This window comes from Pseudomonas aeruginosa (genome assembly GCF_001457615.1).
Taxonomy (GTDB): Bacteria; Pseudomonadota; Gammaproteobacteria; order Pseudomonadales; family Pseudomonadaceae; genus Pseudomonas; species Pseudomonas aeruginosa.
Map to the genome: position 1 here is coordinate 5,839,485 of NZ_LN831024.1, position 23,544 is coordinate 5,863,028.

The following is a 23,544-nucleotide window of genomic DNA, read 5'->3' on the forward strand; positions in this document are numbered from 1 at the left end:
GAAACTCAACTCTTTTCCAGCGCCCAGACATCGCTCTCGATGCTTTCGAACCGTTCCTTCAGGTACGACTGCACGTCGAGGATGGCCTTGTTGTAGAAGTACGGGGCGAACTCGCGGGCGAAGAAATCGAGCAGTTCCTCGGCTTCGAAGGAGCCCAGCTCCAGTTCGAAGCGGTCCTCCATGAAGCGCTTGATCGCCAGTGCCGCGTCCTGGGTCTGCGCGGCGTCCAGCTGGAGGATCGGCGTCTTGCTCTTCGCCCTGGCCATGGCCTACCAGCGCCCGTCCCAGGCCACGAAGTTCTGCAGCAGTTGCAGGCCGTGGGTATGGCTCTTTTCCGGGTGGAACTGCACGGCGAAACGCGAGCCTTCGGCCAGCGCGGCGGCGAAATCGACGCCGTAGTGCCCGTGCCCCACCACCTGGCGCGGATTGCCGGCCTCGATGTAGTAGCTGTGCACGAAGTAGAAGCGCGCCTGGTCGGGAATCTCGTGCCACAGCGGGTGCTCCACCGCCTGGCTCACCTGGTTCCAGCCCATGTGCGGCACCTTCAGGTGCTCGCCGGCTTCGTGCAGGTCCTTGCCGAAGAAGCGCACCTGGCCGGGGAACAGACCGATGCAGTCGACCCCGTCGTTCTCCTCGCTGCGCTCCAGCAATGCCTGCATGCCGACGCAGATGCCGAGGAACGGGCGGTCCTGGCTGACCTCGCGGACCAGGGCGTCGAAGCCCAGGCGGCGGATCTCGGCCATGCAGTCGCGGATCGCGCCGACCCCGGGGAACACCACCCGGTCGGCCTCGCGGATCACCGCCGCGTCGCTGCTAACCAGCACCCGGCCGGCACCGACGTGCTCGAGGGCCTTGGCCACCGAGTGCAGGTTGCCCATGCCGTAGTCGATCACGGCTACCGTCTGCATCACAGGCACCCTTTGGTCGACGGCATCTGCCCGGCCATCCGCTCGTCCAGCTCGATGGCCATGCGCAACGCGCGGCCGAAGGCCTTGAACACGGTCTCGATCTGGTGGTGGGTGTTGTGCCCGCGCAGGTTGTCGATGTGCAGGGTCACCTGGGCGTGGTTGACGAAGCCCTGGAAGAACTCCATGAACAGGTCGACGTCGAAGCCGCCGACGCTGGCACGGGTAAAGGGTACGTGCATCTGCAGGCCGGGCCGCCCGGAGAAGTCGATGACCACCCGCGACAGCGCCTCATCGAGGGGCACGTAGGCGTGGCCGTAGCGGCGGATGCCCTTCTTGTCGCCGATGGCCTTGGCGAAGGCCTGGCCGAGGGTGATGCCGATGTCCTCGACGGTGTGGTGATCGTCGATATGCAGGTCGCCCTTGCACTCGATGTCCAGGTCGATCAGGCCGTGGCGGGCGATCTGGTCCATCATGTGGTCAAGGAAGGGAACCCCGGTATCGAACCGGGCCTTGCCGGTCCCATCCAGGTCGATGGAGACCTTGATCTGGGTCTCCAGGGTGTCGCGCGCGACGGATGCCTTGCGTTCGGCCATCACCAGCTCCACAGCTAACACTGCACGTAATTATAAGAGGGCCAGCATTATAGGCAGGCCCGGGCTGGCGCTGCCAGCCGCGACCGTCGGCGCGAATCGCCCCACGGGCGGCGGGCCAGGCCTTACACTGCGCTCCTTTCATCCCGCCGCGGAGAGCCGCATGCCCGTGATCGTCGAAACCCTCGCCCAACCCAGCGCCCAGGATCGCCTGGACCTGGCGAAGATCTACGCCGACGCGCCGGACTGGCTGTTCGCCCCGCATGCCGACGGCGCGGCGCTGGTCGCGGCCGGGCTGGCCGCCGGCGAGCTGATCGCCGGGCGCTTCAACGACCGCCTGCTGGGTGCCGCCCTGCTGCGGCGCGGCGACGACGCCTGGCAGCTGTCGCACCTTTGCGTGCGCGGCATCACCCGCGGCCGCGGGGTCGGCCGACGCCTCCTCGACGAGGCCCGGCGCCTGGCTGCCGAAGCCGGCAAGCCGCTGCGCCTGGTCGCCCCGGACGGGCACCTGGAGGCCCGTGCCCTCGCGGCACGCCACGGGCTGCCGCTGGACAGCCTCTGATATGCTCGGTGGCGGTCCCCGCCACGGAGCTTCGCCATGTCCTTTTCCTCCGCCGAACGCGCCGCCCTGCTTGCCCTCAAGGGGGTCGGCCCGACCGTGCTGCAACGCCTGGAGCAGATGGGCCTTGACAGCTTCGTCCGGCTGCGCGACTGCGACGCCGCGAGTATCCTCGCCCAGGGCGCGGCCCTGACCGGCTCCAGTTGCTGGAAGAACAGCCCGCAGGCGCGGGCAGCGATCGTCGCCGTGCTGCAGCGCGCAGCCAGCGACGTATGAACGACGTCGACGTACTGGTAGTCGGCGCCGGCGCCCTCGGCCTGGCCTGCGCCGCGCGCCTGGCCGAAGCCGGCCACGGCGTACTGGTGGCGGAGCGCGAACGGCTGGTCGGTAGCCACACCTCCAGTCGCAATTCCGAAGTGATCCACGCCGGCCTCTACTACCCGTCCGGCTCGCTCAAGGCCGATCTCTGCCTGGAAGGCCGCGAACGCCTGTACGCCTGGTGCGCCCGCCACGGCGTCGGCCACCGGCGCATCGGCAAGCTGCTGGTGGCGGTGGAGGAAAACGAGCGCGAGAGGCTCCAGGCCCTGGCGGCCAACGCACGCGCCTGCGGGGTCGACGACCTGATGCCGCTGGACGGCACCACGCTGCGCGCGCTGGAGCCCCAGGTCCGCGGGGTCGCCGCCCTGCTCTCGCCGAGCACGGGAATCATCGACAGCCACGCCTACCTGCAATCGCTGCAGGCCGTCGCCGAACGCCACGGCGCACAACTGGCGCTGGACACCCGGGTCGACCGCCTGGAGCGCCACGCCGGCGGCTGGCGCGCCGAAGGACAGAGCGTCGGCGAAGCGTTCCGGTTGCGCGCGGGCTGGGTGGTCAATGCCGGCGGCCTGTTCGCCCAGGCGCTGGCGCAACGCACCGAAGGCCTCGATCCGCGCCTGGTGCCGGCGCTGCACCTGTGCCAGGGGCGCTATTTCTCCTACAGCGGCCGCTCGCCGTTCCGCCACCTGGTCTACCCGATGCCCGAGGCGCGCACCACCGGGCTCGGCATCCACGCCACCCTCGACCTCGGCGGCCAGTTGCGCTTCGGTCCCGACGTGAATTACGTGGACAACCTCGACTACCGCGTCGACGAATCCCTCGGCCCCGCCTTCGCCCAGGCCATCTCGCGCTACTTCCCCGGCATCGACCCTCGGCGCCTGGCCGCCGGCTACGCCGGCATCCGGCCCAAGCTCGGCGGGCCGGGGGAACCCGCCGCCGACTTCATCATCCAAACCCCTGCCGAACACGGCCTGCCCGGCCTGGTCAACCTGTTCGGCATCGAGTCGCCCGGCCTCACCGCCAGCCTGGCGCTCGCCGAACGGGTCGCCCGCGCACTCTGAGACGAGGTTTCGCCGCGCGCAGGGTCGGCCTGGCAAAACGGCGTTGTTATACTCGCCCGCACATTCACCGCTGCCAGCACAAAGGATTCGTCCATGAAAGCATTCGGCAAGGTCCTGGGGCTGTTCTTCCTGGGACTCTTACTGCTCGTCGTGGCCCTGGGCTTCGCCCTGACCCACCTGTTCGATCCCAATGACTACAAGGACGAAATCCGCCAGATCGCCCGCGACAAGGCCAACCTGGAGCTGGACCTGAAGGGCGACATCGGCTGGAGCCTGTTCCCCTGGCTGGGCCTGGAGCTGCACGACACCAGCATCGCCAGCGCCGCCACGCCGACCAAGCCGTTCGCCGACCTGCAGATGCTCGGCCTGTCGGTGCGGGTCCTGCCGCTGCTGCGCAAGGACGTGCAGATGAGCGCGATCCGCGTCGAAGGCCTGAGCCTGGACCTGGTCCGCGACAAGCAGGGCAAGGGCAACTGGGAAAACATCGGCAAGCCGGCCCAGCCCCAGGCCCCGTCCGCTCCTTCCGCCACCCCGCCGGCAGCGGACGGCAAGGGCGCCCAGGCGCAGGCACCCGAGCAGGCGCCGCAGAACGACAGCCCGCGCACCCCGATCAAGCTCGACATCGACAGCCTCAACGTCAACAACGCCCGCGTCACCTACACCGACGAAGCCAGCGGCAAGCAGTACAACGTCGAGGGCATCGAGCTGAGTACCGGCGCCATTCGCGAAGGCAGCAGCATTCCGCTGAAGCTCAACGCCTACCTCGGCACCAACCAGCCGGTGGTGCGGGTCAAGACCGAGCTGACCGGCAACCTGCGCTTCGACACCGCGCTCAGACGCTACCAACTGGAAGACGCCAGGCTCTCCGGCGAGGCCTCGGGCGAGCCGCTGCAAGGCAAGACCGCCACCTTCTCCGCCCAGGGCCAGTTGCTGCTCGACCAGTCGGCGCAGATCGCCGAGTGGAACGGCCTGAAGCTGAGCGTCAACCAGTTGCGCGCCCTCGGCGAACTGAAGGCCCGCGAGCTGGACAAGGACGCCAAATTCAGCGGCGGCCTGTCGATCGCGCCGATGAACCTGCGCGAGTTCCTCGCCGGCATCGGTGTGACCCTGCCGGCCATGGCCGACGCCAACACCCTCGGCAAGTTCGAGCTGAACACCCGCCTGGCCGGCAGCCGCAACAGCCTGAATCTCGAAGACCTCAAGCTGGGCCTGGACGACACCGCCTTCAGCGGCCGCTTCGGCATCGCCGATTTCGCCAGGCAATCGCTGCGCGCCCAGCTCAAGGGCGACAAGCTCGACCTCGACCGCTACCTGCCGGCCAAGGCCAAGCAGGCCCAGGATGCCGCCAGCGCCACGCGCAAGGCGGAAGTCGACGCCACCGTGGCCAGTGCCGCCCAGGGCAACACGCCGCTACCGGAAAAACCGACCAGGCAGGCCTGGAGCGACGCGCCGCTGCTGCCCATCGCGACCCTGCGCAAGCTCGACCTGGACGTGGCGCTGAACTTCGGCCGGCTGACCGTCGAGAAGCTGCCGATCGACGACGCCAGCCTGAAGCTGCGCGGCCAGGGCGGCGTGATCAGCCTCGACGACATGCGCGGCGGGCTGTACAACGGCCGCTTCAACGCCAAGGCCAACCTCGATGTACGCCAGGACAGCGCCGTGCTGACCGCCACCAAGCACATCGCCAACGTACCGGTGGAGCGCCTGCTCGAAGCCCAGGGCAAGAAACCGCCGGTGAAGGGGCTGCTCGACCTCGATGCCGACATCCGCACCAGCGGCAACAGCGAGAAATCCTGGATCGACCATCTCAACGGCAACGCACGCTTCAGCCTGATCAACGGCGTGCTGCCCGACGCCAACCTGGAGCAACAGCTCTGCCAGGGCATCGCTACCCTCAACCGCAAGGCCCTTGCCGGTACTCACGGCGGCAAGGACACGCCTTTCCGCGAGCTCAAGGGCAGCCTGAACTTCACCAACGGCGTGGCCAGCAACCCTGACCTGAAAGTGGCCATTCCCGGCCTGGCGGTCAGCGGCCACGGCGATATCGACCTGCGCGTGCTGGGCATGGACTATCGCATCGGCGTGGAGATCCAGGGCGACAAGAGCGACATGCCGGACCCGGCCTGCCAGGTCAACCAGCGCTACGCCGGCATCGAATGGCCGCTGCTCTGCCGCGGCCCGCTGGAACTCGGCGCCAAGGCCTGCCGCCTGGACAAGGAAGGCCTGGGCAAGGTCGCCGCGAAACTGGCCGGCAATCGCCTCAACGAAAAACTCGAAGAGAAGCTCGGCGACAAGGTCAGTCCGGAGCTGAAAGACGCACTCAAAGGGCTGTTCAACCGCAAATGACACCTGAAGGCTTCAACGGCGCGGTCCTCGACTGGTACGACCGTCACGGTCGCAAGGATCTGCCCTGGCAGCAGGGCATCACCCCCTACCGGGTGTGGGTCTCGGAAATCATGCTGCAGCAGACCCAGGTCAGCACCGTGCTCGGTTACTTCGACCGTTTCATGGCAGCGTTGCCCGACGTCGAGGCACTGGCCGCGGCGGCCGAGGACGAAGTCCTGCACCTGTGGACCGGGCTCGGCTACTACAGCCGTGCGCGCAACCTGCACAAGACCGCGCAGATCGTGGTCGAGCGGCATGCAGGGGAGTTCCCCCGCGACGTCGAGCAACTCGCCGAACTGCCCGGCATCGGCCGCTCCACCGCTGGAGCCATCGCCAGCCTGTCGATGGGCCTGCGCGCACCGATCCTCGACGGCAACGTCAAGCGCGTACTGGCGCGCTACCTGGCGCAGGACGGCTATCCTGGCGAACCGAAGGTGGCCAGGGCGCTGTGGGAAGCCGCCGAACGCTTCACCCCGCACGCACGGGTCAACCACTACACCCAGGCGATGATGGACCTCGGCGCCACCCTCTGCACGCGCAGCAAGCCCAGTTGCCTGCTTTGCCCGCTGGTCTCCGGCTGCCGCGCGCACCTGCTCGGCCGCGAAGCCGATTATCCGCAGCCCAAGCCGCGCAAGGCGTTGCCACAGAAGCGCACGCTGATGCCGATCCTGGCCAACCGCGACGGCGCCATACTGCTCTACCGGCGGCCTTCCAGCGGACTCTGGGGCGGGCTCTGGAGCCTCCCCGAACTGGACGACCTCGACGGCCTCGAACCGCTCGCCGCGCGCCATTCCCTGGCCCTCGGCGAGCGCCGCGAACTGAGCGGCCTGACCCATACCTTCAGTCATTTCCAGCTCGCCATCGAGCCCTGGCTGGTGGCGGTGGAAGGCGCTCCGCGCGCCGTGGCCGAGGGCGACTGGCTCTGGTATAACCTCGCCACCCCGCCGCGCCTGGGCCTCGCCGCTCCGGTGAAGAAGCTGCTCAAGCGCGCAGAACAGGAACTCGGACGCGGCACGACCGCGTGAATGCCGGGCCCGCGGGCCCGGCGGCAACTGCAGGAGAACGACCATGAGCCGCACCGTGATGTGCCGCAAGTACCACGAAGAGCTGCCCGGCCTCGACCGCCCGCCGTATCCTGGCGCGAAGGGCGAGGACATCTACAACAACGTGTCGCGCAAGGCCTGGGACGAGTGGCAGAAGCACCAGACCATGCTGATCAACGAGCGTCGCCTGAACATGATGAACGCCGAGGACCGCAAGTTCCTCCAGCAGGAGATGGACAAGTTCCTCTCCGGCGAGGACTACGCCAAGGCCGACGGCTACGTGCCGCCATCCGCCTGACCCCCACCCCGCCCGACGGAGGCCGCCATGACCCCATCCCTCTCTGGCCTGCCTCCGATCCGCACCGCGCTGATCGGCTACGGCTTCGCCGGCAAGACCTTCCACGCCCCGCTGATCCGCGCGGTACCGGCGTTGTGCCTGGAGCACGTGGTCTCCCGCGACCCTGGGCGGGTGCACGCCGACCTGCCCGAAGCCCGGGTCAGCGCCGATCCGGATGAGGCCATCGAGGCCGCCGACATCGACCTGGTGGTCATCGCCTCGCCCAATGCCACCCACGCCAGCCTCGCCGAACGGGCCTTGCGCGCCGGCAAGCACGTGGTGGTGGACAAGCCGTTCACCGTCACCCTGGCCGAAGCCCGGCGCCTCGCCGACCTCGCCCGTGAACGGCCTGGGCAGGTCCTCTCGGTGTTCCAGAACCGGCGCTTCGACAGCGACTTCCTCGCCGTGGAGGCCGCCCTGCAGGCCGGCAGCATCGGCCCGGTGCGCTACTTCGAGTCGGCCATCGAGCGCTTCCGTCCGCAGGTCCGCGACCGCTGGCGCGAACACGACCTGCCCGGCTCCGGGCTGTGGTTCGACCTCGGCCCGCACCTGCTCGACCAGGCACTGTGCCTGTTCGGCGTACCGCAGCGTGTGCACGGACACCTGCGCCGGCTGCGCGAGGGCGCGCTGACCGACGACTGGTTCGAGGTCCTGCTCGATTATCCGCACTGCCAGGTAGCGCTGCGCGCCAGCATGCTCGCCGCCAATCCGGCGCCACGCTTCAATGTGCACGGCGACCACGGCAGCCTGCTCAAGGCCGGCGCCGACATCCAGGAAGCGCAACTGCTCCAGGGACTGCACCCCGGTTCCGCCGGCTGGGGCCGCGATCCCGACCTGCTGCAGCACATCGATGGCCAGGGCCTGCGCCAGTCGCTGGTCACCCCGGCCGGCGACCAGAGCCGCTACTACCAGGCGCTGGCCGCCGCCATCCGCGGCCAGTCGCGCAACCCGGTGTCGGCGCAACAGGCCTGCGCGCTGATGGCCCTGCTGGAGTTGGCACGACGCTCCGCCGAGGAAGGCCGGAGCCTGCCGGTGGAGCTGCGCGACGAGGAACGCCAGGCCTGGAACTGAGGCCCGGCAGTCCGGCGGAAACCGCGAGGGGATCGTAAGGCGTTAAAAAACAAAAAAAATTTCTTCGCCGGTGTTGACACTGCCGCGCTAAACCCGTTTAATTGCGCCCCGTTGCCCAGGTAGCTCAGTTGGTAGAGCAGGGGATTGAAAATCCCCGTGTCGGCGGTTCGATTCCGTCCCTGGGCACCATGAATACGACGAAAAGGCTCACCTCCGGGTGGGCCTTTTTGCTTTCCGCCGTTCGCCTAGACGTGCTGCCCGCCGTTGACGTGGATTTCCGCGCCATTCACGTAGGATGCGCCGCTGGTGCAGAGGAAGTAGATCAGCGAAGCGATCTCCTCCGGCCGGCCGAGGCGGTGCAGCGGGATGCTGCGCTCGACGATCTCCTCGGTGCCCGGCGACAGGATCGAGGTGTCGATCTCCCCCGGCGCGATGGCGTTCACCCGCACCCCATGCGGGCCGAAGTCGTGGGCCATCTCGCGGGTCAGCGCGGACAACGCCGCCTTGGAAGTGGCGTAGGCCACCCCGGCGAACGGATGCACCTTCGAGCCGGCGATGGAGGTCACGTTGATCACCGTTCCCTGCGCCGCCTTCAGCTCGGCGAACAGGCCGCGCGCCAGCAGCGCGGTGGAGAACAGGTTGACGTTGAACACCCGCAGCCAGGTGGCGTAGTCGGTTTCCAGCACACCGAGGCGCTCGCCGCCTTCGCCCTTGGGCGAGATGCCGGCATTGTCCACCAGCGCGTGGAGCCGGCCGTCGCCAAGCTTCTCGCGGATCAGTTCCAGGCTGGCCTCGACGCCGGGAATGTCCTCCAGGTCCAGATGGATGTGGTTTTCCTCGCCGTCCGCCCAGGGACATTCGCTGGCCCAGCTCTGCCGCGACGCGGTGAACACCCGCCAACCCGCGGCATTGAAGTACTTCACCGTGGCATGCCCGATACCGCGGCTCGCCCCGGTCAGCAACAGGGTCTTTCTCTCCGCCATACGCCCTCCGTGAAGGCCTGCTGGAATGAACGCGACTCGCACAGCCTACAAGGAATGACGAATCGCCGCGGCGGATCTTTCGCCCATCCCGGCGAACGGCCGAGCGTGAGCCAGGCAGTGCCGATAGACTAGGCGGACCTTGTCCGGACCCCCGATCGATGCTGAAGAAAAGCTTCAACTCCCTGCTCACCACCTGGCTCGCCGGCCTGCTGGTGATGCTGCCGCTGGTACTCACCCTAGCCTTGCTGGCCTGGGTGGTCAGCTTGCTGAACCGCTTCGTCGGGCCATCCAGCCTGATCGGTCGCGGCTTCGCCGCCATCGGCCAGCCGCTCGCCGGCGATTCGCCACTGGCCTACCTGCTCGGTACCGCGCTACTGCTGGTAGCCATCTACCTGCTTGGCCTCGGCGTACAGCTAGGCCTGAAGCGGCCGCTGGCCAACCTGTTCGACCTGACCCTGCGGCGCACCCCGCTGATCGGCAACCTGTACAACCTGGCCGACCGTTTCGTCGGCCTGCTGGACAAGAAGCAGGACGCCGACATCGCCGCGATGAGTCCGGTGTGGTGTTTCTTCGGCGGCGACGGCGCCGCCGTGCTGGCGCTGATGCCCAACCCCGAAGCGGTGGAACTGGACGGCCGCGCGCACTACGCGATCCTGGTGCCGACCGCGCCGATCCCGGTGGGCGGCGGCCTGCTCTACGTTCCGGTGGAATGGGTGAAACCGGCACAGATCGGCATGGACACCTTCACCAGCATCTATGTGTCGATGGGCATCACCCCACCGCCGCCGCTGGCCGCCGCCAAGGTGCTGGCGGAGCCGCGCGCGGAGCAGCCGCCGGCGGCTCCATAGGCGGTCCCGCATGCCCGGGAACGGGGCGCGCACCGACCTCCAGGCTCTGCTTCAGGTCAGGGTTCGCCAGGAGTTTTCTTCGAAAGCCGACAGTTTTGTTCCTACGCGACAGCGCACTGCAGCGATGCGACAAGATGCCGCCAACCCCGCTCCAGAGGCACGCAGCCTGCTTGGCTCCGGTTGAAGCGCTGTGCTAGCTTGCCTTCGCCAGGAAGGCCCTTCCAATCCGAATAACAAGAGGAAAATCCATGGCCGAGGCCACCCCCGCACTGGAAATCCGTAACCTGCACAAGCGCTACGGCGACCTCGAAGTGCTCAAGGGCATCTCCCTCACCGCCCGCGACGGCGACGTGATCTCCATCCTCGGATCGTCCGGCTCGGGCAAATCCACCTTCCTGCGCTGCATCAACCTGCTGGAGAACCCGCACCAGGGCCAGATCCTGGTCTCCGGCGAAGAGCTGCGCCTGAAGAAGAGCAAGAACGGCGACCTGGTCGCCGCCGACAGCCAGCAGATCAACCGGCTGCGCAGCGAACTCGGTTTCGTCTTCCAGAATTTCAACCTGTGGCCGCACATGAGCATCCTCGACAACGTGATCGAGGCGCCACGTCGCGTACTGGGCAAGAGCAAGGCCGAAGCGATCGAGATCGCCGAGGGCCTGCTGGCCAAGGTCGGCATCGCCGACAAGCGCCACAGCTATCCCGCGCAACTTTCCGGCGGCCAGCAGCAGCGCGCGGCCATCGCCCGGACCCTGGCCATGCAACCCAAGGTGATCCTGTTCGACGAGCCCACCTCGGCGCTCGACCCGGAAATGGTACAGGAAGTGCTTAACGTGATCCGTGCGCTCGCCGAAGAGGGCCGGACCATGCTGCTGGTCACTCACGAAATGAGCTTCGCCCGCCAGGTTTCCAGCGAGGTGGTATTCCTCCACCAGGGCCTGGTAGAAGAGCAGGGAACGCCGCAACAGGTTTTCGAAAACCCCCAGTCGGCGCGCTGCAAACAGTTCATGTCCAGCCACCGCTAACGGAGCAACACCGCATGAAGAACTATAAGAAGATCCTGCTGGCCGCCGCTGCAACCCTGGCCTTCGCCCTCGACGCCAGCGCCGCCGACAAGCTGCGCATCGGCACCGAAGGCGCCTACCCGCCCTTCAACGGCATCGATGCCAGCGGCCAGGCGGTCGGCTTCGACCTCGACATCGGCAAGGCGCTGTGCGCCAAGATGAAGACCGAGTGCGAGGTGGTGACCTCCGACTGGGACGGCATCATCCCGGCGTTGAACGCCAAGAAGTTCGACTTCATCGTCGCGTCCATGTCGATCACCGACGAGCGCAAGCAGGCAGTCGACTTCACCGATCCCTACTACACCAACAAGCTGCAGTTCGTCGCGCCGAAGAGCGTCGACTTCAAGACCGACAAGGACTCCCTGAAGGGCAAGGTGATCGGCGCCCAGCGCGCCACCATCGCCGGCACCTGGCTGGAAGACAACATGGCCGACGTGGTCACCATCAAGCTCTACGACACCCAGGAGAACGCCTACCTCGACCTCTCCTCGGGGCGCCTGGACGGCGTGCTGGCCGACAAGTTCGTGCAGTACGACTGGCTGAAGAGCGACGCCGGCAAGGAGTTCGAGTTCAAGGGCGAACCGGTGTTCGACAACGACAAGATCGGTATCGCCGTGCGCAAGGGCGACCCGCTGCGCGAGAAGCTCAACGCCGCGCTGAAGGAAATCGTCGCCGACGGTACCTACAAGAAGATCAACGACAAGTACTTCCCCTTCAGCATCTATTGATGCCAAGCCAGGCCACCGCCGGGCGCGTCCCGGCGGTGGCCGCCTTCAGGCCTGACTTCTCATGATTCTCGACCTGCATGGGTTCGGCGAGCAACTGCTCGCCGGTACCTGGATGACCCTCAAGCTGTCGCTGGCGGCGGTCTGCGTGGGGCTGTTGCTCGGCCTCCTCGGCGCCATCGCGAAGACTTCGAAGTACGCGGCCCTGCGTTTCCTCGGCGGCACCTACACCACCATCGTCCGTGGCGTGCCGGAAACGCTCTGGGTACTGATGATCTATTTCGGCACGGTGAGCGGCCTGAACGCCCTCGGCGACCTTTTCGGCAAGCCGGACCTGGCGCTCTCGCCGTTCGCCGCCGGCACCCTGGCCCTCGGCCTGTGCTTCGGCGCCTACGCCACCGAGGTGTTCCGCGGCGCGCTGTTGTCCATTCCGCGCGGCCATCGCGAGGCCGGCCAGGCGCTCGGCCTGTCGCCCGGACGGATATTCTGGCGCATCGTCCTGCCGCAGATCTGGCGGGTCGCCCTGCCCGGCCTCGGCAACCTGTACCTGATCCTGCTGAAGGACACCGCGCTGGTGTCGCTGATCACCCTCGACGAGATCATGCGCAAGGCGCAGGTCGCCTCCAACGCGACCAAGGAACCCTTCACCTTCTACATGACCGCGGCCGCCATCTACCTGAGCCTCACGGTCGTCATCATGGTCGCCCTGCACTTCCTCGAACGTCGCGCCGGCCGTGGTTTCGTGAGGAACGAGCTATGAGCGAGTGGGAGCTGATCCTCAAGTGGATGCCGAAGATGCTCCAGGGCGCGGCGCTGACCCTGGAGCTGCTGGCGATCGCGGTGGTCGCCGGGCTCGCCCTGGCCCTGCCGCTGGGCATCGCCCGCGCCTCGCGGCACTGGTACGTGCGCGCGGTGCCGTACGCCTACATCTTCTTCTTCCGCGGCACGCCGCTGCTGCTGCAACTGTTCATCGTCTACTACGGCCTGGCGCAGTTCGAGGAAGTGCGCAAGAGCGCCTTCTGGCCCTACCTGCGCGATCCGTACTGGTGCGCGCTGCTGACCATGACCCTGCACACCGCCGCCTATATCGCCGAGATCCTCCGCGGCGCGATCCACTCGGTGCCGGTCGGCGAGGTGGAGGCCGCCCGCGCCCTCGGCATGTCGCGGCGCCAGGCGCTCTGGCACATCATCCTGCCGCGCGCGGTGCGCATCGGCCTGCCGGCCTACAGCAACGAAGTGATCCTGATGCTCAAGGCCAGCGCGGTGGTCTACACCGTGACCCTGTTCGACATCATGGGCATGGCCCGGACCATCATCGCCCGCACCTACGAATCGATGCTGTTCTTCTGCCTGGCCGGCGCGCTGTACCTGGTGATCACCATCGTGCTGACGCGGATCTTCCGCCTGATCGAACGCTGGTTGCGGGTCGACGCCACCCAGGGCCGCTGAGCGGGCGCTTTCCGATGCCTGCGGGGCGGCTATAATCGCCGCCCCGTTTTCCCGCTGCCGCTCGCATCGTGTCCGAAACCTTCCCGTTCCTCACTGGCGACGCCCTGTCGCAGCGCTTCCTCGCGCTGGACGCGTTCCTCCTCGAACACCAGCGGCTCTGGCGACCCCGCCCGTTCAGCGAACCGACCCTGGCGTGGGAAGCCGAACACACCGAGCTGGCGTCCTGGCTGCGCGGGCGCAGCCTCGAACAGGCCGACGCGGAGCACAACCAGCCCACCCGCCTGGCCGCGCCCGCGCCTTATCCGCAGCTCGCCGCCCAAGCCGCGGCGCTGGGCGCGGTCGGCGAACTGCCATTGGCGGAACGCCCGCAGGCACCGAACCGCTTCAACGTCGACGTACCGGGACGCAAGTGGCAGCAGATCGGCCTGTTCGCCGGGCGCCTGCAGTTCGCCCGGCCGGTCGTCCACTGGCTCGACTGGTGCTCCGGCAAGGGCCATCTGGGCCGCCTGCTGGCCCATGCGGGGCAACCGCTGACCTGCCTCGAACACGATCCCGCGCTGGTCGCCGACGGACAGCGCCTGAGCGACCGCCTGGGGCTCTCCGCCCACCACCTCCGCCAGGATGTGCTGGCCGCGGACTGCGCCGAGCGCCTGCTTCCCGGGCATACGCCAGTGGCCCTGCACGCTTGCGGCGAACTGCACCTGCGCCTGCTGCGCCTGGCCAGCCAGGCCGGCTGTCGCCAACTGGCGGTGGCGCCATGCTGCTACAACCGCATTCCGGGGCCTTTCTACCAGCCACTCTCGCAAACAGCAGGCCGATCGCTGCTCGCGCTATCGCTTGACGACCTGCGCCTGCCCCTGAGCGAGACAGTCACCGCCAGCCAACGGGTCCGTCGCCAGCGCGACCAGTCGATGGCCCGGCGCCTGGGTTTCGACCTGCTGCAGCGCGAGCTACGCGGAATCGACCAGTACCTCAGCGTGCCTTCCCTTCCGGTGGCCTGGCTGGAACGTCCATACGCCGACTACTGTCGCGAACTCGCCGCCCTCAAGGGACTTCCCGAACCGGCCGCGCGCGACTGGCAGGCGCTGGAAGCGGCCGGCTGGAAGCGCCTGGCGATGGTTCGCAACCTGGAACTGGTGCGCGCCCTGTTCCGCCGCCCGCTGGAACTCTGGCTGCTGCTGGACCGCTGCCTGTATCTGGTCGAACAGGGCTATAGCGTCCGCCTGGGCGAGTTCTGTCCGACCTCCCTGTCTCCGCGAAACCTGCTGATCCTTGCGGAGCGCAGCTGATACGGGTGTTCCGGATGGTTGCCCACACAACCTGTGGATAAGTCTGGTGACAAGTTCTGGGAAACATCTGCCGAGGGGCCCGTATCCAGGGGCGGTCAATGCTGTTCAAAAAATGAACAGAAAAAATAAAATCCATATAAAACAATATCTTGATAACAACCGAGATAACCGCAGCGATTCTTAGAGCGTTTCCTTCCTATCCCTTGCCCACTTGTGCATAAGCCTGGCTTTCCGGTTAATCCGAAAGTGGACTTCAGCACCGACAATAGTTGCAAAACGGCATCGTATGACGTTCGAAGGAACGGATTGTTCTTTTATTGCAACGGTTGAGCTCTTGTTAATCGCTGCCTAGGCAGTATTATTTTGAAACACTTTCCCTGCCTAGACAGCGATCCCCTCCACCATGGGTCACTACAGCGCCTCCGACTTTCCCTTCAAGGGCTCCATTGGCCAGCTCATCGGCGTCAGTGCCGCGACCAAGGACCGCATCCTCGAGAAGCACCTCGCCGCGCTGGACATAACCGCCGCCCAGTTCAAGGTGCTGATCTTCGTCGGTCTCAACCGTGCCAACAGTCCGGTCGAACTGTGTCGCGAGCTGTCGGTGGACAGCGGCTCGATGACTCGCATGCTGACGCGCCTGGAGAAAAAAGGGCTGCTGCTGCGCGGCCGCTGTCCCGAAGACCGCCGTTGCCTGCGCCTGGATCTCAGCGAAGCGGGACGGAAGGTCCAGGAGCAGCTTCCGCTGATCGCCTCGGCGGCGATGAACGAGCTGGTCGCCTGCCTGAGCACGGAAGAATTGCAGACGCTGACCCATCTGCTGACCAAGGTTCTGCTACACGCCGGCTGCCCGCGGGCCAGCCTGCAGGAGTCCTGATCCATGCCCTTCCCTCCTCTCCATCCCTGGCCGCAGCGATTGGCGCTGGCCTCGGCGATACTGCTGGCCGCCGGCTGCGTCACTTCCGAAGGCCTGGAACCGAACGCCCGCCCGCAACCGGCAGGCGCCCTCCAGGCGGGGAGGAGCCTGGAAGGCGTAGCCCTTTCGCCAGCGGCCTGGCCGCGCCAGGACTGGTGGACCGGGCTCGGCGACCGGCAGCTCGACCAACTGATCGGCGAAGCCCTGCAAGGCACCCCCGACCTGCAGATCGCCGAGGCGCGTGCGCGCCAGGCGGCGGCAACGGCCCAGGCGCAAGATGCCGCGCGCCAGCCGACGCTGGACGCCAAGGCCAGCTACTCCGGCATCCGCGCGCCGACCAGCGTGGCCCCGGCACCGCTCGGCGGCCGCTATTCGGCGATCAAGTACCTGTCGCTCGGCTTCAACTACGACTTCGACCTCTGGGGCGGCGAGCGCGCCGCCTGGGAAGCCGCCCTCGGCCAGGCCAATGCCGCCCGGATCGACAGCCAGGCCGCGCGCATCGGCCTCTCGGCGAGCATCGCCCGCGCCTACAGCGACCTCGCCCACGCCTTTACCGTGCGCGATCTCGCCGAGGAAGAACTGAAGCGCTCGCAGCGCATGACCGAGCTGAGCCAGAAGCGCATGAGCGCCGGACTCGACAGCAAGGTCCAGCTGCAACAGACGCAGACCCAACTGGCCACCGCCCGCCAGCAGCTCAGCGCCGCCGAGCAGGACATCGCCAGCGCCCGCATCGCCCTCGCCGTGCTGCTGGGCAAGGGGCCCGATCGCGGTCTCGAACTGCAGCGCCCGCAACCGCTGGACCCGGCCAGCCTGAGCCTGCCCTCGGTGCTCCCGGCGGAACTGCTCGGCCGCCGCGCCGACATCGTTGCCGCGCGCTGGCGGGTCGAGGCGGCGCGCCGCAACATCGACTCGGCGAAGACCGAGTTCTATCCCAACCTCAATCTCGGCGCGATGGCCGGCCTCGCCGCCCTGCACACCAGCGACGTGTTGCAGGCGCCGAGCCGCTTCTTCCAGGTGGCGCCGGCGATCTCCCTGCCGATCTTCGACGGTGGCCGCCGCCGCGCCAACCTGGCCGAACGCGACGCCGACTACGACCTGGCCGTCGGCCAGTACAACAAGACGCTGGTCCAGGCCCTCGGCGAGGTCAGCGACGACCTCGGCAAGTTGCGCTCCCTGGAGCAGCAGGTGATCGACCAGCGCCAGGCCCGCGATATCGCCAGGTCCAACTTCGACCTGGCCATGCGTCGCTACGGCGAAGGCGTGGGCAGCTACCTCGACGCCCTCAGCGTGCAACAGCAACTGCTGGTCGCCGAACGCCAGCTGGCCAGCCTGGAGAGCCAGCAGATCGATCTTTCCGTCCAGCTGGTCCAGGCCCTGGGCGGCGGTTTCCAACCCGATTCCCGCTCCGCTGCGCTCGCTACCGCGAAAGCGCCGGCAGAATGAACGAGGCACCCACCATGACTACCGCCAACAGCGAAACCCCCGCCGGCAACCCGAAGCGCAAGCGCTGGTTGCTGATCCTGCTCGCCGTGATCGTCCTCGCCACCCTGGCCAGCGTGGCCTGGGAGTTCTTCTACGGCCGCTGGCACGAGGACACCGACGACGCCTACATCAACGGCAACGTGGTACAGATCACCCCGCAGATCGTCGGCACCGTGGTCAGCATCGGCGCCGACGACGGCGACCTGGTGCGCAAGGGCCAGGAACTGGTCAGGTTCGATCCCAGCGACGCCGACATCGCCCTCCAACGCGCCGAGGCCAACCTGGCCCACACCGTGCGCCAGGTGCGCGGGCTGTTCAGCAACGTCGACGGCTATCGCGCCGAGGTCGCCACCCGCAAGGTCGCGCTGGCCAAGGCCGAGGCCGACTACAAGCGGCGCAAGAACCTCGCCGACGACGGCGCCATTTCCCAGGAGGAACTGGCCCACGCCCGCGACGCCCTGGACAGCGCGAAAGCCTCGCTGACCAGCTCGGAACAGCAGTTGAACACCAATCGCGCGCTGGTCGACGACACCCAGATCACCTCCCATCCGGACGTCAAGGCCGCCGCCGCGCAACTGCGCCAGGCCTACCTGGACGACGCCCGCTCGACCATCGTCGCGCCGGTCACCGGCTACGTCGCCAAGCGCAGCGTACAGGTCGGCCAGCGCGTGCAACCGGGCAATGCGCTGATGGCCGTGGTCCCGCTGGACCAGATCTGGATCGACGCCAACTTCAAGGAAACCCAGCTCAAGCACATGCGTATCGGCCAGCCGGTGGAGATCCGCTCCGACCTCTACGGCAGCGACGTGCGCTACAGCGGCACCGTCGACAGCCTCGGCGTGGGCACCGGCAGCGCGTTCTCCCTGCTGCCGGCGCAGAACGCCACCGGCAACTGGATCAAGATCGTCCAGCGGGTGCCGGTGCGCATCCATATCGATCCGCAAGAATTGCAGAAGCATCCGCTGCGCATCGGCCTGTCGATGGACGTCAAGGTCGACCTGCACGACCAGAGCGGCCCGGCCCTGGCCCAGCAGCCACCGCGCGAAGCGCTGTTCTCCACCGATGTCTACCAGCAGCAACTGGCCTCGGCCGACAAGCTGATCGAACGCCTGATCGAAGCCAACCTCGCCGAAGACCACGGCAAGACCGCCCAGCGTTGAGCCCGCCAGCATGAGCGAAAGCAGCAGCTTCTCCCCGCCCAGCCTGGTGATGGCGACCATCGGCCTGTCCCTGGCGACTTTCATGCAGGTGCTCGACACCACCATCGCCAACGTCGCCCTGCCGACCATCTCCGGTAACCTCGGGGTGAGTTCGGAACAGGGCACCTGGGTGATCACCTCGTTCGCCGTGAGCAACGCCATCGCCCTGCCGCTGACCGGCTGGCTGGCCCGGCGGGTCGGCGAGGTGCGCCTGTTCATCGCCGCCGCGCTGCTGTTCGTACTCGCCTCGTTCCTCTGCGGCATCGCCCAGTCGATGCCTTCTCTGGTCGGCTTCCGCGCCTTGCAGGGCTTCGTCGCCGGGCCGCTGTATCCGATCACCCAGACCCTGCTGATCTCCATCTACCCACCGGCGAAGCGCGGCATGGCCCTGGCCCTGCTCGCGATGGTCACGGTGGTGGCGCCGATCGCCGGGCCGATCCTCGGCGGCTGGATCACCGACGACTACAGCTGGCCGTGGATCTTCTTCATCAACGTGCCGGTCGGCCTGTTCGCCGCCTTCGTCGTCTACCAGCAACTGAAGGCACGCCCGGTGGTGATCAAGAAGGCGCCGATGGACTACGTCGGCCTGATCGCCCTGGTGATCGGCGTCGGCGCCCTGCAGATCGTCCTCGACAAGGGCAACGACCTGGACTGGTTCGAGTCGAACTTCATCGTCGGCGGCGCGCTGATCGCGGCGATCGCCCTGGCCTTCTTCATCATCTGGGAATTCACCGACCGCCATCCGATCGTCAACCTGCGCCTGTTCGCCCACCGCAACTTCGCCGCCGGCACCCTGGCGCTGGTGCTGGGCTATGCCGCGTTCTTCGGCATCAACCTGCTGCTCCCGCAATGGCTACAGACCCAGATGGGCTACACCGCCACCTGGGCCGGGCTGGCCGCCGCGCCAATCGGCATCCTCCCGGTGTTCCTCTCGCCGCTGGTCGGCCGCTACGCCAACCATTTCGACCTGCGCATGCTCGCCGGCCTGTCGTTCCTGGCGATGGCCATCACCTGCTTCATGCGCGCCAACTTCACCACCGAGGTCGACTACCAGCACATCGCCATCGTGCAGTTGATCATGGGGCTCGGCGTGGCGTTCTTCTTCATGCCGATCCTGAGCATCCTGCTCTCCGACCTGCCCCCCGACCAGATCGCCGATGGCTCCGGCCTGGCCACCTTCCTGCGCACCCTCGGCGGCAGCTTCGCCGCCTCGCTGACCACCTGGATCTGGAACCGCCGCGCCACGCAACACCACGCCTACCTCAGCGAAAACATCAGCCTCTACGACCCGGCCACCCACGAAACCCTCGCCCAGCTCGGCGGCAACACCCAGGCGAACGCGGCGCTGCTCGACCGGATGGTGCAGAGCCAGGCCTACATGATGTCCACCATCGACTACTTCACCATGCTCGGCTGGCTGTTCCTCGCCCTGCTGGTGATCATCTGGCTGGCCCGCCCGCCGTTCGGCGCCAAGCCCGGCGCGGCCGCCTCCGGGCACTGAGGACGAACGGCATTCGGGCAGGAAAATCAGTGGTTTACTCCTGGCGGCGGCTGGCTATAATGTCGCCCTCTTCGCCGGTATAGCTCAGCTGGTAGAGCAACTGACTTGTAATCAGTAGGTCCCGGGTTCGACTCCTGGTGCCGGCACCATGAATCCCGAAAAGCCCCGCCTCGCGCGGGGCTTTTTGTTTTATCCTGCTTCCTTTCTACCCAGTGATGGCACTTCGAATAGAATGCCGGGTCAGATGCACCTACCAGATCTGGGGTTGGCAGGATCGCCATTTTTCCCGTACTAATCGTCGTCTTCACGATCGATTGGTACACCTTGGCGGGACGTGTCGAAGCAGCCCTACGGACAACCACTGCTTGAACAAGGTATGACTCATGACGATTCTCGTGACCGGCAGCGCCGGCTTCATCGGCGCCAATTTCGTGCTCGACTGGCTGGCCCTGCATGACGAGCCGGTGGTCAGCCTCGACAAGCTCACCTACGCCGGCAACCGGCAGAACCTCGCCAGCCTCGACGGCGACGCCCGGCACACCTTCGTCGCCGGCGATATCGGCGATAGCCAGCTGGTAGCCCGCCTGCTCGCCGAGCACCAGCCGCGGGCGATCCTCAACTTCGCCGCGGAATCCCATGTGGACCGCTCGATCCACGGCCCCGAGGACTTCATCCAGACCAACATCGTCGGCACCTTCCGCCTGCTGGAAGAAGTGCGCGCCTACTGGGGCGCGCTGGAGCCGGAAGCGAAGGCGGCATTCCGCTTCCTCCACGTCTCCACCGACGAAGTCTATGGCTCGCTGGCACCGAGCGATCCGGCCTTCACCGAGAACAACCGCTACGAGCCGAACAGTCCCTACTCGGCGTCCAAGGCGGCCTCCGACCACCTGGTGCGGGCCTATCACCACACCTATGGGCTGCCGGTGCTGACCACCAACTGCTCGAACAACTACGGCCCGTACCACTTCCCGGAAAAGCTCATCCCACTGGTGATCCACAACGCCCTGGCCGGCAAGCCGCTGCCGATCTACGGCGACGGCCAGCAGATCCGAGACTGGCTCTACGTCAAGGACCATTGCAGCGCCATCCGCCGGGTCCTCGAAGCCGGGCAACTGGGCGAGACCTACAATGTCGGCGGCTGGAACGAAAAGGCCAACCTCGACGTGGTCGAGACCCTCTGCGCCATCCTCGACCAGGAGCAGCCGCGCGCCGACGGCCGCAGCTATCGCGAGCAGATCACCTTCGTCAAGGATCGTCCGGGCCATGATCGCCGCTACGCCATCGATGCCACGCGCCTGGAGCGCGAGCTGGGCTGGAAGCCGGCGGAAACCTTCGAGACCGGCATCCGCAAGACCGTGCGCTGGTACCTGGACAACCAGGACTGGGTGGCCAACGTAACCAGCGGTGCCTACCGCGAGTGGGTGGGTAAGCAGTACGCATGAACCGGATCCTTCTCCTCGGCGCCAACGGCCAGGTCGGCTGGGAGCTGCAGCGCGCCCTGGCGCCGCTGGGCGAACTGCTGGTCTGTGACCGTCGGCGCGCCGATCTCGCCGACCCCGAAGGCCTGGCGCGACTGGTTCGCGCCGAGCGGCCGCAGTTCATCGTCAACGCCGGTGCCTACACCGCGGTGGACAAGGCCGAGAGCGATGCCGACAACGCCCGCCTGATCAATGCCCGCGCCGTCGCGGTACTGGCCGAGGAGGCCGCGGCCTGCGGCGCCTGGCTGGTGCATTACTCCACCGACTACGTGTTCGACGGCGCGGGCAGCGTGCCTTTCGCCGAGGACGCGCCGACCGGCCCGCTGAGCGTCTACGGGCAGACCAAGCTGGAAGGCGAGCAGGCCATCCGCGCCAGCGGCTGCCGCCACCTGATCTTCCGCACCAGCTGGGTCTACGCCGCGCGCGGCGGAAACTTCGCCAAGACCATGCTGCGCCTGGCCGGGCAACGCGACGAACTCAAGGTCGTGGCCGACCAGTTCGGCGCGCCCACCAGCGCCGAGCTGATCGCCGACGTCACCGCCCAGGCCCTGCAGCGCCTGCGCTGGGATGCCGAGCTGGCAGCACGGGCCAGCGGCACCTACCACCTGGTCGCCAGCGGCGAGACGTCCTGGCACCTCTATGCGCGCTTCGTCATCGAACAGGCGCTGGAGCGGGGCTGGGAGTTGCAGGCGACGCCGCAGCGGGTCCTGCCGATCGCCACCGAGGACTACCCGGTGCCGGCGAAGCGTCCGGCCAATTCGCGCCTCGACAACCGCAAGCTGCAACAGGTCTTCGGCCTGGTACTGCCAGACTGGCGCTACCATGCCGGACGCATGATCCAGGAACTGAGCGAGCAGGGACCACTATGAAACGCAAGGGCATCATCCTCGCCGGAGGCTCGGGCACCCGCCTGCACCCGGCAACGCTGGCCATCTCCAAGCAGTTGCTGCCGGTGTACGACAAGCCGATGATCTACTACCCGCTCAGTACCCTGATGCTGGCGGGCATCCGCGAGATACTGATCATCTCGACCCCACAGGACACCCCACGCTTCCAGCAGTTGCTGGGCGACGGTTCAAACTGGGGCCTGGACCTGCAATATGCCGTGCAACCGTCGCCGGACGGCCTGGCCCAGGCCTTCCTGATCGGCGAGTCGTTCATCGGCAACGACCTCAGCGCGCTGGTCCTGGGCGACAACCTCTATTACGGCCACGACTTCCACGAGTTGCTCGGCAGCGCTTCGCAGCGCCAGACCGGCGCCAGTGTCTTCGCCTACCACGTGCTGGACCCGGAGCGCTACGGCGTGGTCGAGTTCGACCAGGGCGGCAAGGCCATCAGCCTGGAAGAGAAGCCACTGGAGCCGAAGTCGAACTACGCGGTCACCGGCCTGTATTTCTACGACCAGCAGGTGGTGGACATCGCCAGGAACCTGAAGCCTTCGCCGCGCGGCGAGCTGGAGATCACCGACGTCAACCGCGCCTATCTGGAGCGCGGCCAGCTCAGCGTGGAGATCATGGGCCGCGGCTACGCCTGGCTGGATACCGGCACCCACGATTCGCTGCTCGAGGCCGGCCAGTTCATCGCCACCCTGGAGAACCGCCAGGGTCTCAAGGTGGCCTGCCCGGAAGAGATCGCCTACCGGCAGAAGTGGATCGACGCCGCGCAACTGGAAAAACTCGCCGCGCCGCTGGCCAAGAACGGCTACGGCCAATACCTCAAGCGCCTGCTGACCGAGACCGTGTACTGATGAAAGCGACCCGCCTGGCAATTCCCGACGTCATCCTCTTCGAACCCCGGGTGTTCGGCGACGATCGCGGATTCTTCTTCGAAAGCTACAACCAGCGCGCCTTCGAGGAGGCCTGCGGTCATCCGGTCAGCTTCGTCCAGGACAACCATTCGCGTTCCGCCCGTGGCGTCCTCCGCGGCCTGCACTACCAGATCCGGCAAGCCCAGGGAAAACTGGTGCGCGCCACTCTCGGCGAGGTATTCGACGTGGCCGTCGACCTGCGTCGCGGCTCGCCGACCTTCGGCCAGTGGGTAGGCGAACGCCTGAGCGCGGAGAACAAGCGCCAGATGTGGATTCCGGCCGGCTTCGCGCACGGCTTCGTGGTGCTCAGCGAATACGCCGAGTTCCTCTACAAGACCACCGACTTCTGGGCGCCGGAACACGAACGCTGCATCGTCTGGAACGATCCCGAGCTGAAGATCGACTGGCCGCTGCAGGATGCCCCCCTGCTTTCGGAGAAGGACCGCCAGGGCAAGGCATTCGCCGACGCCGACTGCTTCCCCTGAACGGCAGGGAGCGACCGGACTCGGCGCAAGGCGTGATAATTTAGGGCATCCC

25 protein-coding genes and 2 tRNA genes are annotated in these 23,544 nt (G+C 67.0%); 23 read left to right on the plus strand and 4 right to left on the minus strand.

The window, feature by feature from the left end:
* Positions 1-5: 5 nt before the first annotated feature.
* The 3 genes from AT700_RS26770 to hisB are packed head-to-tail and all read right to left on the minus strand — an operon-like array spanning position 6 to position 1,501.
* Entirely contained in the window at positions 6-266 is a 261-nt protein-coding gene (locus AT700_RS26770; RefSeq protein WP_003111635.1) for a DUF2164 domain-containing protein, read from the minus strand.
* A 3-nt stretch (positions 267-269) separates the two neighbouring features.
* A complete protein-coding gene (gene hisH, locus AT700_RS26775) occupies positions 270-908 on the minus strand; it encodes an imidazole glycerol phosphate synthase subunit HisH (RefSeq protein ID WP_003096087.1) in 639 nt (212 codons plus the stop codon).
* Positions 908-1,501: an imidazoleglycerol-phosphate dehydratase HisB gene (gene hisB / locus AT700_RS26780; protein WP_003096088.1), complete on the minus strand. Its 594-nt coding sequence runs from the start codon at positions 1,499-1,501 to the stop codon at positions 908-910. Before hisB ends, hisH begins: the two co-directional genes overlap by 1 nt.
* A 160-nt stretch (positions 1,502-1,661) precedes the next feature.
* Between hisB and AT700_RS26785 the strand changes: the two genes are divergently transcribed.
* The 8 genes from AT700_RS26785 to AT700_RS26820 all read left to right on the plus strand — a co-directional run bounded on the left by AT700_RS26785 (position 1,662) and on the right by AT700_RS26820 (position 8,461).
* Positions 1,662-2,060 (plus strand): acetyl-CoA sensor PanZ family protein, encoded by a 399-nt coding sequence (locus tag AT700_RS26785; RefSeq protein ID WP_003112623.1) that lies wholly within the window; start codon positions 1,662-1,664, stop codon positions 2,058-2,060.
* A 36-nt stretch (positions 2,061-2,096) separates the two neighbouring features.
* Positions 2,097-2,333: a hypothetical protein gene (locus AT700_RS26790; protein WP_003105533.1), complete on the plus strand. Its 237-nt coding sequence runs from the start codon at positions 2,097-2,099 to the stop codon at positions 2,331-2,333.
* Positions 2,330-3,436 (plus strand): NAD(P)/FAD-dependent oxidoreductase, encoded by a 1,107-nt coding sequence (locus tag AT700_RS26795; RefSeq protein WP_017148657.1) that lies wholly within the window; start codon positions 2,330-2,332, stop codon positions 3,434-3,436. The genes AT700_RS26790 and AT700_RS26795 overlap by 4 nt, the downstream gene beginning before the upstream one ends.
* A 93-nt stretch (positions 3,437-3,529) precedes the next feature.
* Complete coding sequence (locus AT700_RS26800; protein WP_048521730.1) at positions 3,530-5,782, plus strand: AsmA family protein; 2,253 nt, start codon at positions 3,530-3,532, stop codon at positions 5,780-5,782.
* Positions 5,779-6,846 (plus strand): A/G-specific adenine glycosylase, encoded by a 1,068-nt coding sequence (gene mutY, locus AT700_RS26805; protein WP_003096098.1) that lies wholly within the window; start codon positions 5,779-5,781, stop codon positions 6,844-6,846. Before AT700_RS26800 ends, mutY begins: the two co-directional genes overlap by 4 nt.
* Before the next feature lie 43 nt (positions 6,847-6,889).
* Positions 6,890-7,162, plus strand: a complete 273-nt coding sequence (locus AT700_RS26810; RefSeq protein WP_003096100.1) for an oxidative damage protection protein — start codon at positions 6,890-6,892, stop codon at positions 7,160-7,162.
* Between the two features lie 27 nt (positions 7,163-7,189).
* Entirely contained in the window at positions 7,190-8,272 is a 1,083-nt protein-coding gene (locus tag AT700_RS26815; RefSeq protein WP_003112619.1) for an oxidoreductase, read from the plus strand.
* Between the two features lie 113 nt (positions 8,273-8,385).
* Positions 8,386-8,461: transfer RNA gene (locus AT700_RS26820), tRNA-Phe, on the plus strand.
* A gap of 56 nt (positions 8,462-8,517) precedes the next feature.
* On the opposite strand, the gene AT700_RS26825 is transcribed toward AT700_RS26820, so the two are convergent.
* Entirely contained in the window at positions 8,518-9,255 is a 738-nt protein-coding gene (locus AT700_RS26825; protein WP_003096148.1) for an SDR family NAD(P)-dependent oxidoreductase, read from the minus strand.
* Between the two features lie 158 nt (positions 9,256-9,413).
* On the opposite strand from AT700_RS26825, the gene AT700_RS26830 reads away from it, so the two are divergent.
* From AT700_RS26830 to rfbC, 15 genes are all read left to right on the plus strand, one after another.
* Entirely contained in the window at positions 9,414-10,103 is a 690-nt protein-coding gene (locus tag AT700_RS26830; RefSeq protein WP_003105540.1) for a DUF502 domain-containing protein, read from the plus strand.
* A gap of 248 nt (positions 10,104-10,351) precedes the next feature.
* Positions 10,352-11,125: an ABC transporter ATP-binding protein gene (locus AT700_RS26835; protein ID WP_003096153.1), complete on the plus strand. Its 774-nt coding sequence runs from the start codon at positions 10,352-10,354 to the stop codon at positions 11,123-11,125.
* Between the two features lie 14 nt (positions 11,126-11,139).
* Entirely contained in the window at positions 11,140-11,892 is a 753-nt protein-coding gene (locus AT700_RS26840; protein ID WP_003096156.1) for an ABC transporter substrate-binding protein, read from the plus strand.
* A gap of 61 nt (positions 11,893-11,953) precedes the next feature.
* The gene (locus tag AT700_RS26845; RefSeq protein WP_003105543.1) at positions 11,954-12,649 is read left to right on the plus strand and encodes an ABC transporter permease; all 696 of its coding nucleotides are present in this window, start codon (positions 11,954-11,956) and stop codon (positions 12,647-12,649) included.
* Positions 12,646-13,338 (plus strand): ABC transporter permease, encoded by a 693-nt coding sequence (locus AT700_RS26850; RefSeq protein ID WP_003096163.1) that lies wholly within the window; start codon positions 12,646-12,648, stop codon positions 13,336-13,338. The genes AT700_RS26845 and AT700_RS26850 overlap by 4 nt, the downstream gene beginning before the upstream one ends.
* A gap of 68 nt (positions 13,339-13,406) precedes the next feature.
* The gene (locus AT700_RS26855; RefSeq protein WP_023085838.1) at positions 13,407-14,627 is read left to right on the plus strand and encodes a methyltransferase; all 1,221 of its coding nucleotides are present in this window, start codon (positions 13,407-13,409) and stop codon (positions 14,625-14,627) included.
* A 403-nt stretch (positions 14,628-15,030) separates the two neighbouring features.
* Positions 15,031-15,501, plus strand: a complete 471-nt coding sequence (locus tag AT700_RS26860; RefSeq protein WP_003105547.1) for a MarR family winged helix-turn-helix transcriptional regulator — start codon at positions 15,031-15,033, stop codon at positions 15,499-15,501.
* A 3-nt stretch (positions 15,502-15,504) separates the two neighbouring features.
* A complete protein-coding gene (locus tag AT700_RS26865; RefSeq protein WP_030047104.1) occupies positions 15,505-16,983 on the plus strand; it encodes an efflux transporter outer membrane subunit in 1,479 nt (492 codons plus the stop codon).
* Positions 16,984-16,997: 14 nt separating this feature from the next.
* Positions 16,998-18,182: an efflux RND transporter periplasmic adaptor subunit gene (locus AT700_RS26870; RefSeq protein ID WP_003110594.1), complete on the plus strand. Its 1,185-nt coding sequence runs from the start codon at positions 16,998-17,000 to the stop codon at positions 18,180-18,182.
* A 10-nt stretch (positions 18,183-18,192) separates the two neighbouring features.
* Positions 18,193-19,722 (plus strand): DHA2 family efflux MFS transporter permease subunit, encoded by a 1,530-nt coding sequence (locus AT700_RS26875; RefSeq protein WP_003096173.1) that lies wholly within the window; start codon positions 18,193-18,195, stop codon positions 19,720-19,722.
* A gap of 73 nt (positions 19,723-19,795) precedes the next feature.
* Positions 19,796-19,871: transfer RNA gene (locus AT700_RS26880), tRNA-Thr, on the plus strand.
* Positions 19,872-20,105: 234 nt separating this feature from the next.
* On the plus strand, positions 20,106-21,164 hold the full coding sequence (gene rfbB / locus AT700_RS26885) for a dTDP-glucose 4,6-dehydratase (RefSeq protein WP_003096179.1): 1,059 nt from the start codon (positions 20,106-20,108) through the stop codon (positions 21,162-21,164).
* Positions 21,161-22,069, plus strand: a complete 909-nt coding sequence (rfbD, locus tag AT700_RS26890) for a dTDP-4-dehydrorhamnose reductase (protein WP_003118020.1) — start codon at positions 21,161-21,163, stop codon at positions 22,067-22,069. The genes rfbB and rfbD overlap by 4 nt, the downstream gene beginning before the upstream one ends.
* Entirely contained in the window at positions 22,066-22,947 is an 882-nt protein-coding gene (rfbA, locus tag AT700_RS26895; RefSeq protein WP_003161206.1) for a glucose-1-phosphate thymidylyltransferase RfbA, read from the plus strand. Before rfbD ends, rfbA begins: the two co-directional genes overlap by 4 nt.
* Entirely contained in the window at positions 22,947-23,492 is a 546-nt protein-coding gene (rfbC, locus tag AT700_RS26900; protein ID WP_003096184.1) for a dTDP-4-dehydrorhamnose 3,5-epimerase, read from the plus strand. The genes rfbA and rfbC overlap by 1 nt, the downstream gene beginning before the upstream one ends.
* Positions 23,493-23,544: the final 52 nt, after the last annotated feature.